Origin of the sequence: Pseudomonas sp. B21-054, from assembly GCF_026016345.1 — a bacterium.
GTDB lineage: Bacteria > Pseudomonadota > Gammaproteobacteria > Pseudomonadales > Pseudomonadaceae > Aquipseudomonas.
This window is the reverse complement of record NZ_CP087204.1, coordinates 4,205,876-4,222,529: the sequence shown is the minus strand read 5'-3', so window position 1 is coordinate 4,222,529 and position 16,654 is coordinate 4,205,876. Positions and strand designations below refer to the sequence as shown.

Here is a 16,654-nt window from a genome sequence, read left to right as displayed (position 1 = left end):
GGGGCCACGGATAACGGTTGTTTCGGCAAGCGAATCTCGGGTTCGGGTTACGGCTGGCCTGGTGTTCGATCCAGGCCGGTCGCAACGGCTGACAAATGCCTATTGCTGCGATGCTCGCGCGGGGTCACCTCGATGGTCCCGGTGTCGGCATCGACGCGGACCCAGTCGCCGGTACGGATGCGCTCCAGTGGATCCTCATCGAAGTCGGTCATGGCCGGGGCGTGCACGACCACAGCGCCAAGGCCCATCTTCGCGGTCATCTCGTTGAACAACATGGCGCCGGGCGCCATCCCGGCGAGGCGGGCGATATGGAACTGCGATGACCAGCCGGACGAGCCCTTGGCCCCCGGAAACACCAGCACTTTGCCGGCGAAGCTGATGCCTTTGAGTTCGTGGCGGGTCTCGATGACGGTGCCGCTGCGCGGGTCGATACCGCCCCAGCCGGAGATGCGGTCACGGGTCACCAATGCTTCGCCTTCGAAACGGCCGCCGACGACTTTGCGACCTCTGAGAATGAAGGTCTCGCTCATTTGAGTACTCCTCTCCAGCGCCCCTCGATGGCCGCCTGGACGCAGTCGGCCGTGGTACCGAACCAGGCCTGGATCCCCATGATCGCCGGCAGGTAATGGGCCTGTTTGGCCGAGTCGACGGCTGCCACCTTGGTACCCTTGGGGACCACCTTGCCGATCGCCGAACAGGTATCGGTCATTACATGGCCACCGGCCTGTTCGATGATGCGGGTGTAGCCGGCCAGGTCGGCCAGTTGTTTGATCGATGCCGCCGTGAATATCCACAGTTCGGTATTGGGGCTCAGGCGTTGGCCCTCCAGCAGCTGGCAGACCTCCCAGATCTGCTCGAGGCTGTAGTGGGGACAGCCGAGCATCACGAAATCGACTTCGGCATCTCGCGCTGTGAGGTTGACTTGTTCATAGGCCCAGCGTCGTTCGGCTTCGCCGAAACGCAATGTGCCTTCAGGCTTGCGTGAGCCGAAAGCGTCCTCGCGGGTGCGAGCCTCCGGTGTGACGCCGACCAGATGAAACATCTCCACGCCGCCGCTGGAGGCCGCCGCTGCGCCGAAGTGCTTGAGCCGGGCCAGGTTCGGTTGGTGACTCAGGCCTTCGATGACCGGGATGCGATCCTGTACCTGTTCACCGATCCAGTAGCCGAGCAATCCCCAGTCGGCGGTGGTGCTGACCTCGATATCCAGTTGGATCAGGTGGGTGCCGCGACGGTTCTCGTCGATGTGCAGGCCCCAGTAGGGAATCTTGCCGGTGAGCATCGCCGCGCCTGTGCTTTCCCGGCCTTCGGCATTGGTGCGGGCACCGAGTACCGAGTTGATGTAAATCACCGCCGAGGACTCCATCCAGGCGCAATGCTCGCCTTTTACCGGCACGTTGCCGACCTGGTAAGGCGTACAGGTATTCAAGGGTTGCACGCCCAGGCTGCTGCTGTAGGCCTGACCGGTTTCATAGATGCGTACCACATCCTCCGAGATACCCTGGCGTTCAGCTTGGCGAGGGTCGATGCCCTGTTGCAGGTGGCTGCTGAAGACCTTGACCTTGGGAATGCTGACCACTTCGGCACTGTCGAGGTTGAACTCACTGAACACCGCGTCCATACCGCCGTTGCGATCGCCGTACTGGCGCAAGAAGGGCGTGGTGGCGCCGATCGTACCGGCCACGTTTCGCGTATCCACCAGGTACTGCGCACCCAAGGCTTCGCCATAACGCACCAGCAAATCCATGGCTTTGCGCACTGCGGGGCCTTCATCGCCGGCGAGCATGGCTTTTTCGTCGTCGCGCAATATCATTGCGGCTGCTCCGGTTTGTCGGTGATGTCGAGCGGTTTGATCAGCACGGCACCGTGTTCCATCGAGGACACGCTGTTGCGATAGATATCCAGCCAGCCACCGCCGAACTGCGATGCCATGGGCTGCCAGTGGGCGCGGCGCGTTTGCATTTGCGTTTCGCTGATGTCGGCGTTGAGCGTGTTGAGATCCAGGTCGATGTCGATGATGTCGCCGTCTTCGACCAGCGCCAATGGACCGCCGACGGCCGCTTCCGGGGCCACCTCGGCGACCACCAGGCCTTTGCACACCAGCCCCGAGAGATGGCCGTCGGTGAGCATCGCCACATGGTCGCCGAGCCCGGCCCCATCGATGGCGAACACCACTTTCGAGGCGCCGCCGCCCATGGCTGGACCGCCGCGTACACCGGCACCGCGCATGACCACCACATGGCCGGGCTGGATGCGCCCGTCCTGCAACGCTTCGATGGCATCGGCAGAGCGGTCGAAGCAGATTGCCGGGCCCTTGAACTGGCGCATCTTGTTCGGGTCGATGCCATATTTGACGATGCCCGCTTGTGGCGCGATATTGCCACGCAACATCACGATCGCCGGCTGGGTCGCGAAGGGGTTGTCCAGCGGCCGGATCACCTCATCGTCGCTGATGGTTACCCCTTGCAGGTTTTGCGTCAGGGTTTTGCCGGTGACGGTCATCACATCGCCATGCAGTAAAGGCTCCAGGCGCTTGAGTAGCCCACGACCACCGCCCGCCGCTTCCATTTTCTCAATGCTGTGTTCGCCCACCGGACGCACGCCCACCAGCACCGGCACTTGATTGCCAAGCTCCCTGAAGAGCTGGTAGACGTCCACATCAATGCCGCCTTCGGCTGCAACCGCCTGCATGTGTTTGATGGTATTGACCGAGCCTGCGGCCGCGAGAATGGTCGCCACGGCATTGGCAAAGGCACCAGGGGTCAGGATGTCGCGGGGTTTGAGGTCTTCCTCGACCATTTCCACAATGCGTTTGCCGGCCTGACGAACGAAGTCAAACATCTGCGGGCTGTTGGCCGCGATGGGTGAACTGCCGGGCAAGGCCATGCCCAACGCTTCACAGACCAGGTGCATGGAGTTGGCGGTGCCCATGCCCGAGCAGACGCCAGGCCCCTTGATGGCATTGCGCGCCATGCCGACCAGCTCTTCGACCGGTAGTTTGCCGGTGACCACGTGCATGGAACTGATGAACACATCTTCGATGTCGACGTGCTGGCCCTTGTATTCGCCACTCGGCTGATACCCGCACACCACGATCAGCGTTGGAATGTTCAGTCGGGCGGCGGCCATCAACTGGCCGGGGACCGTTTTGTCGCAGGAAGCCAGGCAGATCATGCCATCAAGTTGAGCGCCTTCGACCGCCACTTCGATATCGTTGGTGATGAGGTCGCGGGCGGCCAGCATGTAGGCGCCACCGGCACCGGCACCGGTGATGAAGTCACTGGGTGCGGCCGTGCGAATTTCGAAGGGCAGGGCGCCGGCGTCGCGGATCGATTGTTTTATTTCGGCGGCAATGCCGTCCAGGTGGCTGAAGCAGATTGCCAGGTTGGACGAAGAGTTGACGATTGCGATCTTCGGCTTTTCCAGTTCGCTCTCATCAATCCCCAAGGCACGCCATTGGGCGGCACGCACGGCCCACAAATAGGAGCCGTAGGGAAAATTACTGCGCAACTTTCTGGGCATGTCTTGCTCCGTTATTTTTATAAGAGGCTATTCGGTGTACCGCTCGAGTGACCTTGTGCCGAGTCTAGGCTTCGACCTAGAATCCGAAAACCTTATTTAACTTATAGATAAAATCCAAAATATGGATATCAAGGATGTCGACCTCAACCTGCTGAAAGTCTTCGATGCCCTGCGCAAAAAGCAAAGCGTGACCCTGGCCGGTGATCTCATGGGGCTCAGTCAGCCCGCGATGAGCTTTGCCTTGTCCAAGCTGCGCACGTTATTCGATGACCCGTTGTTCATCCGTACTTCCCGAGGCATGCAGCCTACTGCGCGGGCTCTGCAGATCGCCGAGCCGGTGCAGCGGATTCTGGAGCTGGTCAGCAGCGAAGTGCTGCCATCCACCGGTTTCGCTCCCGATCACTCCGAGCGGCAACTGGTGCTGTGCATGTCGGATATTGGGGAAATGGTGTTCCTGCCGAGGTTGATGCGGATGCTCGACAGAGAAGCACCGCAGTTGAGAATTCGCACCCTGGCGTTGTCCCAGGAGCAGCTGGAAGAGGGCCTGGATGCCGGCGAAGTGGACGCGGCAATCGGCTATTTCCCGCGGTTGCTCAACACCTCGATCCGTCATCGGGCGCTGTACAGCCACTCGTTCGTCTGCATCGTGCGCCGCGATCACCCGACCATCGGTGACAGCCTGAGCGCCGAACAATACCAGGCAGCGGTGCATGTCGCGGTCCAGGCCGAAGGGCGTGGCATGAGTGTGCTGGATCGCGAGTTGGCCGCCCATGGCATCACCCGGCGTGTGCGTTTCAGCTTGCCGCGCTTCATGGGCGTGCCGTTTCTGGTGGCCGAGTCGGACATGATCGCCACCGTGCCGCTGGCGGTAGGACGGCGGTTTGCCGAAATCACTGATGTGCGGCTGGTGCCGCTGCCTTGGGACATTTGCGGCTACGACATCCACCTGTACTGGCATACGCGTTTCCATTACGACCCGGCCAATCGTTGGTTGCGGCAGTCATTCATTGAATTGCTCGGTGATTTCGCTCCCGCCGAACAGGTACTGATTTGATTAGTTACGTTAATGGTTAATTGACATAACTAAATGTGCCGGTTAGGTTTTGCTCACCTTCAAGCGAATAACAAGCGAGCAACCGCTATGAACCCAGGGCAGTATTCGGTGTTCAGGGATGTGGCGATCCTTGAGGCCGTGCGCACACCTTGGATCGACCTCGGCGGTGCGCTGGCCCAGATATCGCCCATTGATCTGGGAATCAAGGTCGGCCGTGAAGTGCTGGCCCGTGCCGGGCTTGATCCACGAACAGTCGACACGGTGTTGGCCGGCTCCATGGCCCAGGCCAGCTTCGACGCCTACTTGTTGCCACGTCACATCGGTCTTTACAGCGGTGTGCCGCAACAGGTGCCGGCGCTGGGGGTGCAGCGCATTTGCGCCACCGGCTTCGAGTTGCTGCGCCAGGCCGGTGAGCAACTTCGCGACGGCGCAGAACTGGCACTGTGTGTGGGCACCGAATCCATGTCGCGCAACCCGATTGCTGCCTACACCCATCGGGACGGATTTCGTCTCGGTGCGTCGGTGGATTTCAAGGACTTCCTGTGGGAGGCGCTGTTCGACCCGGCACCGGGACTGGACATGATCGCCACGGCGGAAAACCTTGCCAGGCGTCATGGGCTGAGTCGCGAGGCGGTGGATACCTATGCCCTCAACAGCCATGAGCGAGCGTTGCAAGCGCAGGCCTCTGGCTGGTTCGCCGATGAAATCGTCACAGTACGCAACGAGTCGTTCGAGCTGGACGGCTATCAGCCAAGGGGTATTGCGCTGCCGCGCCGGATAGACGCAGTCACCCTCGACAGCCACGTACGGCCCACTGATTTACCCGCGTTGGCAAAGTTGCGGGCAATTCATGTGGGGGGCGTGCAAACCGCCGGCAACAGCTGTGCCGTGGTGGACGGAGCGGCGGCGATGCTGGTGGGGCGCGCATCGGCCGGTACGCGACCGGCACTGGCAAACCTGCTGGCGACTGCGGTGGTCGGCGTGGCGCCGGAGTTCATGGGAATCGGCCCGGTTCCGGCGATCCAGCTGCTGTTGCAACGCAGCGGGTTGGTCCTGGACGATATCAGCCTGGTTGAGATCAACGAGGCGCAGGGCGCGCAGGTGCTGGCGGTGGCCCAGGCGCTGGAGCTGGACACCCACAAGCTCAATCGCCGCGGCGGCTCAATCGCCCTTGGGCATCCATTGGCCGCTACCGGTCTGCGTCTGGTGATGACTCTGGCCCGACAGCTGCGCGAACAGCATCTGCGCTACGGAATCGCCGCGGCCTGTGTCGGTGGCGGGCAGGGCATGGCCGTGCTGATCGAGAACCCGCAATACCGCGGTTGAGTACGATCGCCGCTTTGACCAACGCCGGGCGAATGGTGACCGGCCGTAGACCCTTGCCGTTCTCGACGCTATGAGGCTTTCCATGTGGCACTACCAGGCGCCGTTGCGCGACATGCAATTCATTTTCGAACACTGGCTGCAGGCACCCCGGGCGTGGGGTCGAATGTCCCCATTCGGCACCCTGGACTTACCGCTCGCGATTCAGGTTCTGGAACAAGCCGGACGTTTCAGTACGGGCGTTTTGGCGCCGCTCAACAGCAACGGTGATCGCCAGGGCTGCCGTTTCGAAGAAGGCCGGGTCAGTACCCCGGACGGTTTTGTCGAGGCTTACCGGGCATTCGCCGAAGGCGGTTGGCCGGCGCTGGCCTGTGATGAAGCTTTCGGCGGCCAAGGGCTGCCGCAACTGCTCGATGCCGCACTGCAGGAAATGCTTTATGCCAGCAACCACGGCTGGGCCATGTACACCGGCATCGCCCATGGCGCCTACCTGTGCCTCAAGGCCCATGCACCGCAGTGGATCAAAGAGCGTTATCTGCCGCAGATTGTCAGCGGTGAGGCGCTGCCTACCATGTGCTTGACCGAGCCCCAGGCGGGCAGCGACGTCGGCCTGCTGCGCTGCCGCGCCGAGCCGCTGAGTGACGGCAGCTATCGGCTGAGTGGCAACAAGATCTTTATTTCCGGAGGCGAACACGACCTGACCGAAGACATCCTGCATCTGGTGCTGGCTCGATTGCCCGGGGCGCCCGCCGGCAGTCGTGGTATTTCGCTGTTTCTGGTGCCTAAACGCCTGGATGGCGCCCAAGGCAACGCCGTGCGCTGCGACGGTATTGAACACAAGATGGGCATCAAGGGCAGCGCCACCTGCTCGCTGACGTTCGACGGCGCCCGGGGGTGGCTGATTGGCGAGGCGAATCGCGGTTTGGCGGCGATGTTCGTGATGATGAATTCGGCGCGATTACAGGTCGGCCTGCAGGGGCTGGGACACGCCGAAGCCGCTTGGCAGAATGCCCACGCCTACGCATTGGAGCGCAAGCAAATGCGTGCGCCCAATCGACCGGACGGCATTGGCGCCGAGGCTGCCGACCCGATCCACTATCACCCAGCCATACGTCGCGCTTTGCTGGAACTGCGGGCTTACACCGAGGGCATGCGCGCCGTCGGTTATTGGGCCGCACACTTACTCGATCAGGCCGAGCATGACCCGGACCTGGCGACTCGACAGCAGGCCTTTCAGCTGGCGGGGCTGTTGACGCCAGTGATCAAGGCGTTCTTCACTGAGCAGGGGTTCCGTTTGGCCAGCAATGCCTTGCAGGTGTTCGGTGGCTACGGCTATGTCACCGAGTTCGCCATTGAGCAGACCCTGCGCGACAGTCGAATCGCAATGATTTATGAGGGCAGTAACGAGATTCAGGCCAATGACCTGCTGTTGCGCAAAGTACTGGGCGATGAAGGTCGCGCCTTCCACCAGTTACTGAGGGTTTTGCGCGAAGAAGCCCGGGAGGTCGGAGCAGGTTGCGCCAGCTTTTGCACTGAGCTGGCGCTGCTCTGCGACAAGCTCGAGGGGGTGCAGGCAGGGATCCATGACCAGGCAGCCGAGGAGGGCGAATACCCCTATCGAGTCGCTGGAGATTTTCTGGATCTGTGCGGTATGGCCCTGTTGGCTTTTGCCTGGGCTCGGACGGCGCGGGTCGCTCGGTTGCTGCCCGAGGGTGACCCACTGCGCCCTGGCAAACTGGACACCGCCCGCTTCTTTTTTGCGTATCTGTTGCCGCAAGCCGATTACCGGATCGCTGCCATTCGCGCAGCCAAGGCGCCGCTGCCGTTTTTGGAGTGAGTTTGGTAAGTACAGGTATTGCCCGCTGTGGGTTGAGGAGCGCTAGAGGTTGGACGAGCCAGCCACAGCGATTTCAGCTCGACCTCTTACCCACTGAGCAGCATCATCCACGAAGCTGTAGATCACTGGAATCACTAGCAGGCTCAGGAAAGTCGACGAGATCAACCCGCCAATGACAGCGATTGCCATGGGCGCACGAAAACTCGGATCGCCTCCCCAACCGAGTGCGATTGGCAGCATGCCCGCAGCCATGGCAATGGTTGTCATTACAATGGGCCGAGCCCGCTTGTGGCAGGCGTCGAGGATGGCATCCGTGCGCGTCAGGCCATGCGCATGTCGGGCGATAACGATGTAATCGACCAGCAGAATGGAGTTTTTCGTCGCAATGCCCATCAGCATGATCAGCCCGATCATTGAAGGCATCGACAACGCTGAACCGGTGAGGTAGAGCGCGAGAACCGCGCCGGGTATTGCCAGTACGAGCGCAGCCAGGATGGTGATGGGCTGCACGAAATCCTTGAGCAGCATGATCAGCACCATATAGATGCACAGGATGCCGGTCAGCATGGCGACAGCGAAGCCAGTGACCAGCTCACCCATATCTTCGGCATCCCCCAGCGCGGTTTGCGTGATGCCGGACGGCGGCGTTTTTACGCTGGGCAGCGCAAGCACGGCGCGTTCCACCTCGCCAAGCGCGCGACCGTTCAACTCGATCTCGAAGTTGACGTGACGCAATCGATCGTAGCGCGTTATTTCGACAGGCCCGCCGCCCAGTGTCAGCGTCGCCACGTTGTCCAACGGCACGGGACCGCGTGCGCCGGGCACCGGCAGCCGCTTGAGCAGTTCATAGTCGCTGCGGGCCGTGTCGTTGAGCCGCACGACCACCGGCACCTGACGCTCGCTGAGGTTGAGCTTTGCCAAGGCATGGTCATAGTCGCCCAGCGTCGCGACACGCAGCGTTTCGGCGATCGCCGCCGAAGTAACCCCCAGATCGGCAGCTCGGGCGAAGTCGGGCCTTACGATCAGTTCCGGGCGCACCAGGCTCGTCGTCGACGTGATCGCACCGAGGCCAGGAATGCTGGACAACTCACGCCCGACTTGTTGCGCATGCTGTTCAAGCTCCCGACTGTTCTCGCCAGCGAGCATCAGGATGTAGCTTTCGCTGGAGCCACCCATGCCGACCGCGACCCGAACCGCAGGCAGTACCGCCAACGCATCGCGCAATTGTTGCTCAAGTGCTTGCTTGCGCAGTCCCGTGCGCTCGCTACGGTGCGTCATGTTCAGCGTCAGCACCACTTTGCGAACCTGTGCGGCCGAGGGGGCTGCCGGTTCGGAGGGATCGGCCCCCGCGGTACCCGCGCCGATTGCGGTATAGACCGTTCGTACATGAGCGTTCTGCTTCAGGATTCGTCGCGCTCGCTCAGCCAAGGCAATGCTGTCGCTCAACTTGCTGCCGGGGGGCAGGCTTAACGTGACCTGGGTTTGCGAGTCGTCATCGGCAGGGATGAAGGTGCCAGGCAGTAGCACGGCGAGCAGCAGGCCGGCGCAGAAGAATGCCGACGCGCCCGTCATGGTCAGGCGTCGATGGCGCAGGCACCAGCGTGCCGATGACAGATAACCGCCCATCCACCAGGGCTCCGGCTTGGCCAGTTTCTTGGGAATACGCATCAGGTAGGCGCACATCATCGGCGTCAGCATGCGGGCAACGACCAGCGAGACGAAGACTGCGGTAGCAGCCGTCCAGCCAAACTGGACGAAAAACTTGCCGACCGTGCCGCTCATGAAGGCGGTCGGCAGGAACACGGCAACCAAGGTAAAGGTCGTCGCCACGACGGCCAGTCCGATTTCGTCAGCCGCTTCCATGGCCGCTTGATACGGTGTCTTGCCCATTCGCAGGTGTCGCTCGATGTTCTCGATCTCGACGATCGCATCGTCAACCAGAATGCCAATCACCAGGGATAGCGAAAGCAGGGTCACGATATTCAGGCTGAAGCCCATCAGGTGCATCATCGCGAAGGTCGGAATGACCGATAGCGGCAACGCCACTGCGGCAATCAAAGTCGCCCGCCAGTCCCGCAAAAACAGGAACACCACCAGCACCGCGAGCACCGCGCCCTCATAGATCAGTTGCATCGAGCCCGCGTAAGTTTCAACCACCGGATCGACGAAGTTGAACGCTTCGACGATCGAGATATCCTGGCGCTTGCTCTTCATTGTTTCGATGGCCGCACGCACGCCCTCGGCGACCTCGATTTCGCCTGCGCCCCGAGCGCGAACGATTTCAAAACCCACCACGGGCTTATCGTTCCAAAAGGCAGCGGAGCGGGGTTCAGCCGTTGTATCGTAGATATTCGCCACCTGGTCGAGCCGGATGTGGCGGCCGTCGCTCAGCGCGATCTCCAAGGCGGCCATCTCCTGCGCCGAATCGACCGTTGCAATCGTACGCACCGACTGCTCGATGGCGCCAAGCTCGACACGGCCGCCTGACGCTTCCTGCTGCACCCGCTCCAACTGGCGTGAGATGTCCGCGGCACTGGCGTTAAGCGCCAGCAACCGCGCCGGGTCCAGATCCACGCGTATTTCGCGAGTGACGCCACCGACACGAGTCACTTGGCCAACGCCGGGCACGGCGAGTAGCGCTTTGCTCAGTTCGTTATCGACGAACCAGGACAACGCCTCGCCATCCATGCTCGTGGCGTCCACCGTGTAGGTCAGGATCGGCGAACCGGCGAGTTCAACCTTGCGGATCACCGGGTCGCGCAGGTCGCCAGGAAGGTCGGCGCGTACCCGGGAAACCGCATCGCGGACGTCGTCGACTGCCTCCTGCGTGGGTGTCTCCAGGTTGAACTCGACCGTGATGTTGACCTCGCCGTCAGTCAGCGTGCTCTGGATATGCTTCACGCCCTGGATCGCCGCGAGCGAATCCTCGATCTTGCGGGCAACGTCGTTTTCCAGTTGAACCGGGGAGGCGCCTGGCAGGCTTGCGGTTAGGGTGACCGTCGGCAGATCGATATCGGGAAAGTTCTGCACCTTCATCGCCACGAACCCCATCAGGCCCACGACCGTGAGCAGGATGAAAAGCAGCACCGACGGCGTCGGATTGCGGATCGACCAAGAGGAAATATTCAGGCTCATCGTGTGCACCTATTCGTTGCAAGACGTCATTTCAAGACGATGGGAGCAATGCCAGGATTGGATGCCCGGTGATGATCGGCAGAGGAAGTCTCGGTAACGACGCGCACCAGGTCGCCGTCACTCAGAAAACTTCCGCCTACCGCGACGACTTGGGCAGAGATGTCGAGACCGCTGACAATCTCCACGCGATCTGCTGTGCGTCGGCCTGTGGTGACTTTGGTTTGTACGACTCTGGACTGCGCCCCGATACGAAACACATGGCTGAATCCGTCGCGCAGCACCACGGATGTTTGCGGCAGGGTCAGCAGTCGTCGCGTCTCGATTTCGAACTCACCGTGGGCGAACATTCCGGCGCGCGCGGCGCCAGGTTGCGGCAGGTCGACGTAAACCATTGCGTTGCGGGTCTGAATATCTATGAGGGGAGCAATCATGCGTAATGTGCCGGTAATCGGCTCTCCACCCGCCGGCTTGACCTGAACGGTTTGCCCCACTTTCAGCTTGGCCAGGTCTGCGGCGGCCACTTCGGCGCGCCATTCGAGGCGGTTACCCAGAATCATCCGATACAGTTCCTGGCCGGCGGGCAGCACGGCACCCACCGTGGCACTTCGTGCGCAAATCACCCCATTGTCAGGTGCCAGCACCTGCGTCTGGACGAGGCGCAGTTGCTGTGTTTTCTCTACTGCGCGTGCACCTTCCAGACGCGCCTGGGCAGCGCGCTCCTGCGTCAGGTATTGCTGGATCTGCTGGGCCGACATCGCCCCGGTTTCCCGAAGTTCTCGGGCTCGGCCGGCGTTGGCGGTCGCCTCTGCCTGTGCCGCGAGCGCCTCCGCGGTCGCCGCACGACTCTGCGCCAGTTCGGCGGTTACCGTATGCGCGGCGAACACCGCGAGGACCTGGCCACGGCGCACCACGTCACCCACATTGACCTTGACCTCGGCCAGCCTCAGGCCGTCCGCCTCGGTACCGATGCTGGCTTCCTGCCAAGCCATGATGTTGCCATTCGCCGAGACCTTGATAGGCATCAGATCGAACTGTGGTTGGGCCAGGGTGACTGTGAGCGCGGGCCTGGCGGCAACGGGTTCACTGCGTTCCGATTGGCCGGTAACGGTGATGGCCATGCTGGTGACAACCAAAGCGATGCCCGCGATAAGCGCTACGTAAAAATAGGTGCTGTTCATCATCTCTTTCCTGATGCCGGCCCGCCCGAAACAGCGCGGTCGCCAAAGCGTGTAAGGATCTTCTAGGGGGATTTTTTGCTGTTTGACTTCGAGGGAAGGCCGGCCTTGGGCAGGTCAGTGGTGGACCAGCCGCCACCTGTCGCGCGGTAGAGCGCAATCCAGGCGTTGACGCGCTCGCGATCCAGTTCGATCGCCGTACTGCGCGCAGTCACCAGGCTGCGGCGTGCATCCTCCAGTTCGAATACGCTGGACACTCCGGACCGGTACGCCGATTCCGTTGCCCGGTAGGAGCGTGTAAATCCTTCAACGGCGACTCCGGTATCCGCGCTGCGTGCCGCTGTGCTTTGCAGGGACACGAGGGCGTTTTCGACTTCTCGCACGGCTTCGCGCACGCGGGCGGTGAAAATCGTCGCCGTCGCTTCGTAGCGGATGAGGGCCGCCTGTGCCTCGGCTTTACGCACGCCACCGTCGAACAGCGGCATGGTGATGGAGATCGGCCCCACGCCCCAGACAACTCCATCGGTGCTGACGCCTGCGCTGTGGAGGCGGGTTGGCGTGATGTCGCCGCTGAGGGTGATCTTCGGCCAGCGCTGGGCCTGTGCTTGATCCGAGTCGGCGCTCGCGGCCATTAGATCCAGCGCGGCGGCATGGACGTCGGGGCGTTGTGTGACCACCGAAGCCGGTACGCTGGCGATACTGAGTTCAGCCGGTCGCGGCAGGCGTGCGGCAGCGCTGGCAAGATCTTGTCGCAGCGCCATTTCATCGCGTGCCGTGAAGGCCACCAGTGTCTTGACGAGGAGGTCGCATTGCGCCTTCTGCTGCACCACGCTAACCCGACCCTGGGCTGCGCTGGCGTTGGCCAGGTCGGCTGCAGATGGCGAGCGAAAGCCCGCAGCTACCGCAAGCCTGGTCAGCCCGGCAATCTGCGCCCGCGATCCGGCATCGATCTCGGCCTCCCGGGTCTGTGCCTCGCACGCGCGATAGTCGACATAAGTCGTTGCTATCTCGGCAGCCAGGGAAACCCGCGCATCGTGCCAGCCGGCCTGGCTGGACTCCAGCCTGGCAGAGGCTGCGTCAGTGGCGGCGCGATTCTTCCCGAAAATGTCCAGCTCCCAACTGGCCCGTAGACCTGCCGCGTAGCTATTGCCCTTCGCGCTATCAAGATCGCTACGTCCCCGGCTCGCGCTGGCGTTCGCTTCAAGGGAAGGGAGCAGGGCAGCCCGGCCGGTAACGTACGCTGACCGGGCATCCGCGATGTTGCGGGCGGCCTGGGCGAGTGTCGGGCTGGCACGTTGACCGTCCTCCAGCAGGCGCAGCAGCAGACGGTCATCGAATTGCGCCCACCATTGACTCATTGCTTCAAGCCGCCCGCCATGGGGCAACGGCGCGTGCCATCGTGTCGCTACAGGTTTGATCCCACCCGGAATCGGTTTAGACATTCCGGACGAGCAACCCAGCAGCGCTATCGCCACACTTGCCAGGGCCACGGTGGACAGTGCATGCCCGATAGCCGCCAATCCACGCCGCGATCCGGCTGGATTCGTGATAGAGGTGGTAGGGAATGGCATGCGGTGCTCTCATCTGTGTCGGCGACAGGAGAGACCTTCCGGTAATGCGACTTTCCAGACACTTACCGGCGATAAAATCGAAAAAACCGTTCCGGTAAGTAATGCGTAAGAAGAGCGCCTTGATGATGCGACTTCCCAACGCAATTACAGGAAACGGTTATGCGTACGCTCTTGTCGCCGGTCTCGATTTTCCACGTTCCGTACATTCACAAGGCGTTTGCGGCGATATTTGTCGTAGCGCTGGTTTTTCCTGCGACAGTGAAGGCCGAGGACGATCCGCACACTTCATCGTCCTGGGGCGTGGGCATCGGTGCCAAGAGCTCCCAGAAGCCCTACAGCCGAATTGATCGTGATACCGAGGCGTTGCCGCTGATACAGTTCGAGAACTCATACATCCGGTTGTTCGGCCCCAACGTGGCGTTGAAACTGCCGGGTCTTGCGATCACCGAGGCCCATGGAATCGATTTCAGCCTGGTCGGCAAATATGACTCAAGCGGTTATGAAGATGACGATGCCGATATTCTCGAAGGCATGAGCGACCGCAAAAGTAGTTTCTGGGCTGGCGCCAGAGTCGATTGGCAAACCGGTCTGGCGGACGTCAGCCTGGAGTGGCTCCATGACATTTCGGGTCACAGCAAGGGGCAAAGTGTCAGCCTTGGATTGGAAAGGACATGGCAGATCAACGAGCACGTTATGCTGACACCACGTGCTGTCGCGACATGGCAGGACAGCAACTATGTTGACTACTATTTTGGCGTCCGGGAGAGCGAAGTGCTTGCCAATCGTGATTTTTATGAGGGCAAGTCCGGTGTGAACATCGAGCTGGGCCTGCGCGGCGTCTATCGATTCGATAACCATAATTCCGTTTTTGTCGATGCAGAGGTCACCCAATTGTCATCCGAAATCAAAGACAGTCCGCTGGTGGATCAATCCACCCAGAACAACCTCACCTTTGGCTACGTGTACCGTTTCTGATGAGCCGGATACTGCTTGTCGAGGATCATGAACGACTCGCCCAGTTGATGTGCAAAGGGCTGGCGGCTGCGGGTATCGCCGTCGATGTGGTCGATCGTATCGATGCCGCATGGGCTGCTGTCCAGCAGATGTCGTATCAGGCGGTGATCCTCGACCGGGGGTTGCCCGATGGTGACGGTCTTGTCCTGTTACCGAAGTTGCGCAAGGCCGGGCTGGGCATTCCTTGTCTCGTACTGACCGCGCGCGATGCGTTGCATGACCGCGTCGAGGGCCTGGACGCCGGGGCTGATGACTACCTCCCCAAACCCTTCGCCATGGATGAGCTGGTGGCGCGGGTCAAGGCATTGCTACGCCGGCCCGTGGAGTTTCGTACACTCGACCTCGATCATGGTGATTTGACCCTGCGTCCTGACACTGGCGCGCTGTGTTGCGCCGGGCAGAGCATCACACTCGCACCGGCGGAAATGCACATCATGCTGCTGCTTTTGCGCAAGCATCATGAGGTCGTGCGTCGAGCCACACTGGAGGCCGCGGCCTGGGGGTTAAGCGATGCGGTCACCCCCAACGCGCTGGATGTCGCCCTTCATCGTATTCGTCGCAAGCTGCTCGCCATTGGCTCACGCCAGCGAATAGCCAATGTGAGAGGTCTTGGTTATGCGCTTCGTGAAGATGATCCAGCCCAATAGCCTGAGACTGAAAATCCTGCTGGCCTATGTGGCCGGCGTGCTGCTCAGCATCACCTTGCTGGTGATCGCTGCCGCTTTCGCATTGCAGAGCGACGTCCTGGCGCGCATGGACTTCGCCGACCTCGTGGAAGAATTGGCGCAAGACATTCGCTTCAACGACGATGGCAGGCCCGTTGGATTCTACGAGGACGCCGATGAGTTGGGATGGGTCTTCGTCAGCCTGAACCATGAAGTCGCTTATCGGATTCTGGATGACGCCGGAAATGTGGCGTTGCTGTCGAGTGCCTGGGCGCAGTTCTGGCCAACTGACGGCGAGTTGCTGCGCCTTGAGCGTGGTCGCTTCGACTTCGAGCACAACGATGTGACATTGTACGGTGCCACTGAACCGGTTTTACACGAAGGCCGGACGTGGTTTTTCCAGGTCGCTGTCAGCACAAGATTCATGGGGCTGCTCCATCGTGTTGCCCTCCCGTTGGTGGGCGCTGGCATCATCCTGTTCAGCCTTGTGCTGCTTGTTGCCTTCGGCTTGTGCACCTACATCACCTTGCGCTACACCCTCAAACCCCTGCAAGACCTGTCCCAGTCCGCCACGGCAATCTCCCCGCGCTCCCTGAACGCCCGTCTGAACATCGAAGCGGTGCCGTCGGAAATCGCCCCACTTGTCGACAGTTTCAACCAGGTGCTGGATCGCCTCGAACGCGGCTATCGCGTGCAGCAGGATTTTCTCGGCAACGCCGCGCACGAGTTGAAAACGCCCCTGGCGCTGATCCGTGCGCAAATCGAATTGAGGGAGGATGCCGGAAGCCACCGCGACGCACTGCTGAGCGACGTCCAATACATGAGCCGGCAGGTGCAGCAGATTTTGCTCTTGGCGGAAGCAAGCGAGGCGCACAACTACATTTTCAGCCTCGTCCGGGTGCAAGAGACCGTCGAGGAAGCGATCGACTACATGCAGCGCATGGCGTCGGCCGCTGACGTGTGCCTGAGAGTTTGCGCGGCAGACGATGTGATATGGAGGGCTGACCGGGGGGCCTTGTTCACCTTGCTCAAGAATTTGTTAGAGAACGCTATCCAGCATGCTCCGGTCAAAACGGTGGTCAGCATCGACATTCATGACGACAAAATAATCGTACGAGATGCAGGACCAGGCATCGATAGCGCGCAATTGCCGTTGCTGTTCGAACGCTTTTGGCGCGCTGCCCACCGCCGAGACCATGGCGCCGGGCTGGGTTTGGCAATTTGCCAGGAAATTGCCCTGGCCCATGGCTGGCACTTCACCGTCGAGCAAGCTGAACCGGGACTCCGATTCGTGCTGTCGAATGACCAGGTAAGCCAGGCCCGCGTGAACCCGTGAAACGAGCGGCGCTGGGCATGTCCCC

General features: G+C 61.3%; 12 protein-coding genes. 6 read left to right on the top strand and 6 right to left on the bottom strand.

Annotated features, from left to right (window positions below; genetic code table 11):
- Positions 1-47: 47 nt before the first annotated feature.
- The 3 genes from LOY70_RS18275 to LOY70_RS18265 are packed head-to-tail and all read right to left on the bottom strand — an operon-like array spanning position 48 to position 3,519.
- Positions 48-530, bottom strand: coding sequence for an aconitase X swivel domain-containing protein (locus LOY70_RS18275; RefSeq protein WP_265028778.1), 483 nt, complete (start codon positions 528-530; stop codon positions 48-50).
- The gene (locus LOY70_RS18270; RefSeq protein ID WP_265028777.1) at positions 527-1,810 is read right to left on the bottom strand and encodes an aconitase X catalytic domain-containing protein; all 1,284 of its coding nucleotides are present in this window, start codon (positions 1,808-1,810) and stop codon (positions 527-529) included. The genes LOY70_RS18275 and LOY70_RS18270 overlap by 4 nt, the downstream gene beginning before the upstream one ends.
- Positions 1,807-3,519 (bottom strand): dihydroxy-acid dehydratase, encoded by a 1,713-nt coding sequence (locus tag LOY70_RS18265; RefSeq protein ID WP_265028776.1) that lies wholly within the window; start codon positions 3,517-3,519, stop codon positions 1,807-1,809. Before LOY70_RS18265 ends, LOY70_RS18270 begins: the two co-directional genes overlap by 4 nt.
- Positions 3,520-3,640: 121 nt before the next feature.
- Here LOY70_RS18265 and LOY70_RS18260 point away from each other — a divergent pair, with 121 nt between their 5' ends.
- The 3 genes from LOY70_RS18260 (at position 3,641) to LOY70_RS18250 (ending at position 7,733) form a co-directional block, all read left to right on the top strand.
- On the top strand, positions 3,641-4,573 hold the full coding sequence (locus LOY70_RS18260; protein WP_123413459.1) for a LysR family transcriptional regulator: 933 nt from the start codon (positions 3,641-3,643) through the stop codon (positions 4,571-4,573).
- Positions 4,574-4,660: 87 nt separating this feature from the next.
- Entirely contained in the window at positions 4,661-5,899 is a 1,239-nt protein-coding gene (locus tag LOY70_RS18255) for a thiolase family protein (protein WP_265028775.1), read from the top strand.
- Between the two features lie 82 nt (positions 5,900-5,981).
- Complete coding sequence (locus LOY70_RS18250; RefSeq protein ID WP_265028774.1) at positions 5,982-7,733, top strand: acyl-CoA dehydrogenase; 1,752 nt, start codon at positions 5,982-5,984, stop codon at positions 7,731-7,733.
- 42 nt (positions 7,734-7,775) lie between these two features.
- Here LOY70_RS18250 and LOY70_RS18245 read toward each other — a convergent pair whose 3' ends face one another.
- The 3 genes from LOY70_RS18245 to LOY70_RS18235 form a co-directional block, all read right to left on the bottom strand.
- Positions 7,776-10,868 carry an efflux RND transporter permease subunit gene (locus LOY70_RS18245; protein ID WP_265028773.1) on the bottom strand — a complete coding sequence of 1,031 codons (3,093 nt, stop codon included), beginning with the start codon at positions 10,866-10,868 and terminating at the stop codon, positions 7,776-7,778.
- Between the two features lie 26 nt (positions 10,869-10,894).
- Complete coding sequence (locus tag LOY70_RS18240; protein ID WP_265028772.1) at positions 10,895-12,046, bottom strand: efflux RND transporter periplasmic adaptor subunit; 1,152 nt, start codon at positions 12,044-12,046, stop codon at positions 10,895-10,897.
- A gap of 62 nt (positions 12,047-12,108) precedes the next feature.
- Positions 12,109-13,614: an efflux transporter outer membrane subunit gene (locus LOY70_RS18235; RefSeq protein WP_265028771.1), complete on the bottom strand. Its 1,506-nt coding sequence runs from the start codon at positions 13,612-13,614 to the stop codon at positions 12,109-12,111.
- Between the two features lie 159 nt (positions 13,615-13,773).
- On the opposite strand from LOY70_RS18235, the gene LOY70_RS18230 reads away from it, so the two are divergent.
- Genes LOY70_RS18230 through LOY70_RS18220 form a run of 3 tightly spaced genes read left to right on the top strand, consistent with a single transcriptional unit; the run spans position 13,774 to position 16,629 of the window.
- Entirely contained in the window at positions 13,774-14,589 is an 816-nt protein-coding gene (locus LOY70_RS18230) for a MipA/OmpV family protein (protein WP_265028770.1), read from the top strand.
- Complete coding sequence (locus LOY70_RS18225; protein ID WP_265028769.1) at positions 14,589-15,275, top strand: response regulator transcription factor; 687 nt, start codon at positions 14,589-14,591, stop codon at positions 15,273-15,275. The genes LOY70_RS18230 and LOY70_RS18225 overlap by 1 nt, the downstream gene beginning before the upstream one ends.
- Positions 15,244-16,629: a sensor histidine kinase gene (locus LOY70_RS18220; protein ID WP_265028768.1), complete on the top strand. Its 1,386-nt coding sequence runs from the start codon at positions 15,244-15,246 to the stop codon at positions 16,627-16,629. The genes LOY70_RS18225 and LOY70_RS18220 overlap by 32 nt, the downstream gene beginning before the upstream one ends.
- Positions 16,630-16,654 lie beyond the last annotated feature (25 nt).

What these genes read in the sequence shown, in the direction of transcription:
- LOY70_RS18275 (WP_265028778.1), bottom strand. Translation starts at nt 530, where the DNA reads ATGAGCGAGACCTTCATTCTCAGAGGTCGCAAAGTCGTCGGCGGCCGT.
- LOY70_RS18270 (WP_265028777.1), bottom strand. Translation starts at nt 1,810, where the DNA reads ATGATATTGCGCGACGACGAAAAAGCCATGCTCGCCGGCGATGAAGGC.
- LOY70_RS18265 (WP_265028776.1), bottom strand. Translation starts at nt 3,519, where the DNA reads ATGCCCAGAAAGTTGCGCAGTAATTTTCCCTACGGCTCCTATTTGTGG.
- LOY70_RS18260 (WP_123413459.1), top strand. Translation starts at nt 3,641, where the DNA reads ATGGATATCAAGGATGTCGACCTCAACCTGCTGAAAGTCTTCGATGCC.
- LOY70_RS18255 (WP_265028775.1), top strand. Translation starts at nt 4,661, where the DNA reads ATGAACCCAGGGCAGTATTCGGTGTTCAGGGATGTGGCGATCCTTGAG.
- LOY70_RS18250 (WP_265028774.1), top strand. Translation starts at nt 5,982, where the DNA reads ATGTGGCACTACCAGGCGCCGTTGCGCGACATGCAATTCATTTTCGAA.
- LOY70_RS18245 (WP_265028773.1), bottom strand. Translation starts at nt 10,868, where the DNA reads ATGAGCCTGAATATTTCCTCTTGGTCGATCCGCAATCCGACGCCGTCG.
- LOY70_RS18240 (WP_265028772.1), bottom strand. Translation starts at nt 12,046, where the DNA reads ATGAACAGCACCTATTTTTACGTAGCGCTTATCGCGGGCATCGCTTTG.
- LOY70_RS18235 (WP_265028771.1), bottom strand. Translation starts at nt 13,614, where the DNA reads ATGCCATTCCCTACCACCTCTATCACGAATCCAGCCGGATCGCGGCGT.
- LOY70_RS18230 (WP_265028770.1), top strand. Translation starts at nt 13,774, where the DNA reads ATGCGTACGCTCTTGTCGCCGGTCTCGATTTTCCACGTTCCGTACATT.
- LOY70_RS18225 (WP_265028769.1), top strand. Translation starts at nt 14,589, where the DNA reads ATGAGCCGGATACTGCTTGTCGAGGATCATGAACGACTCGCCCAGTTG.
- LOY70_RS18220 (WP_265028768.1), top strand. Translation starts at nt 15,244, where the DNA reads ATGCGCTTCGTGAAGATGATCCAGCCCAATAGCCTGAGACTGAAAATC.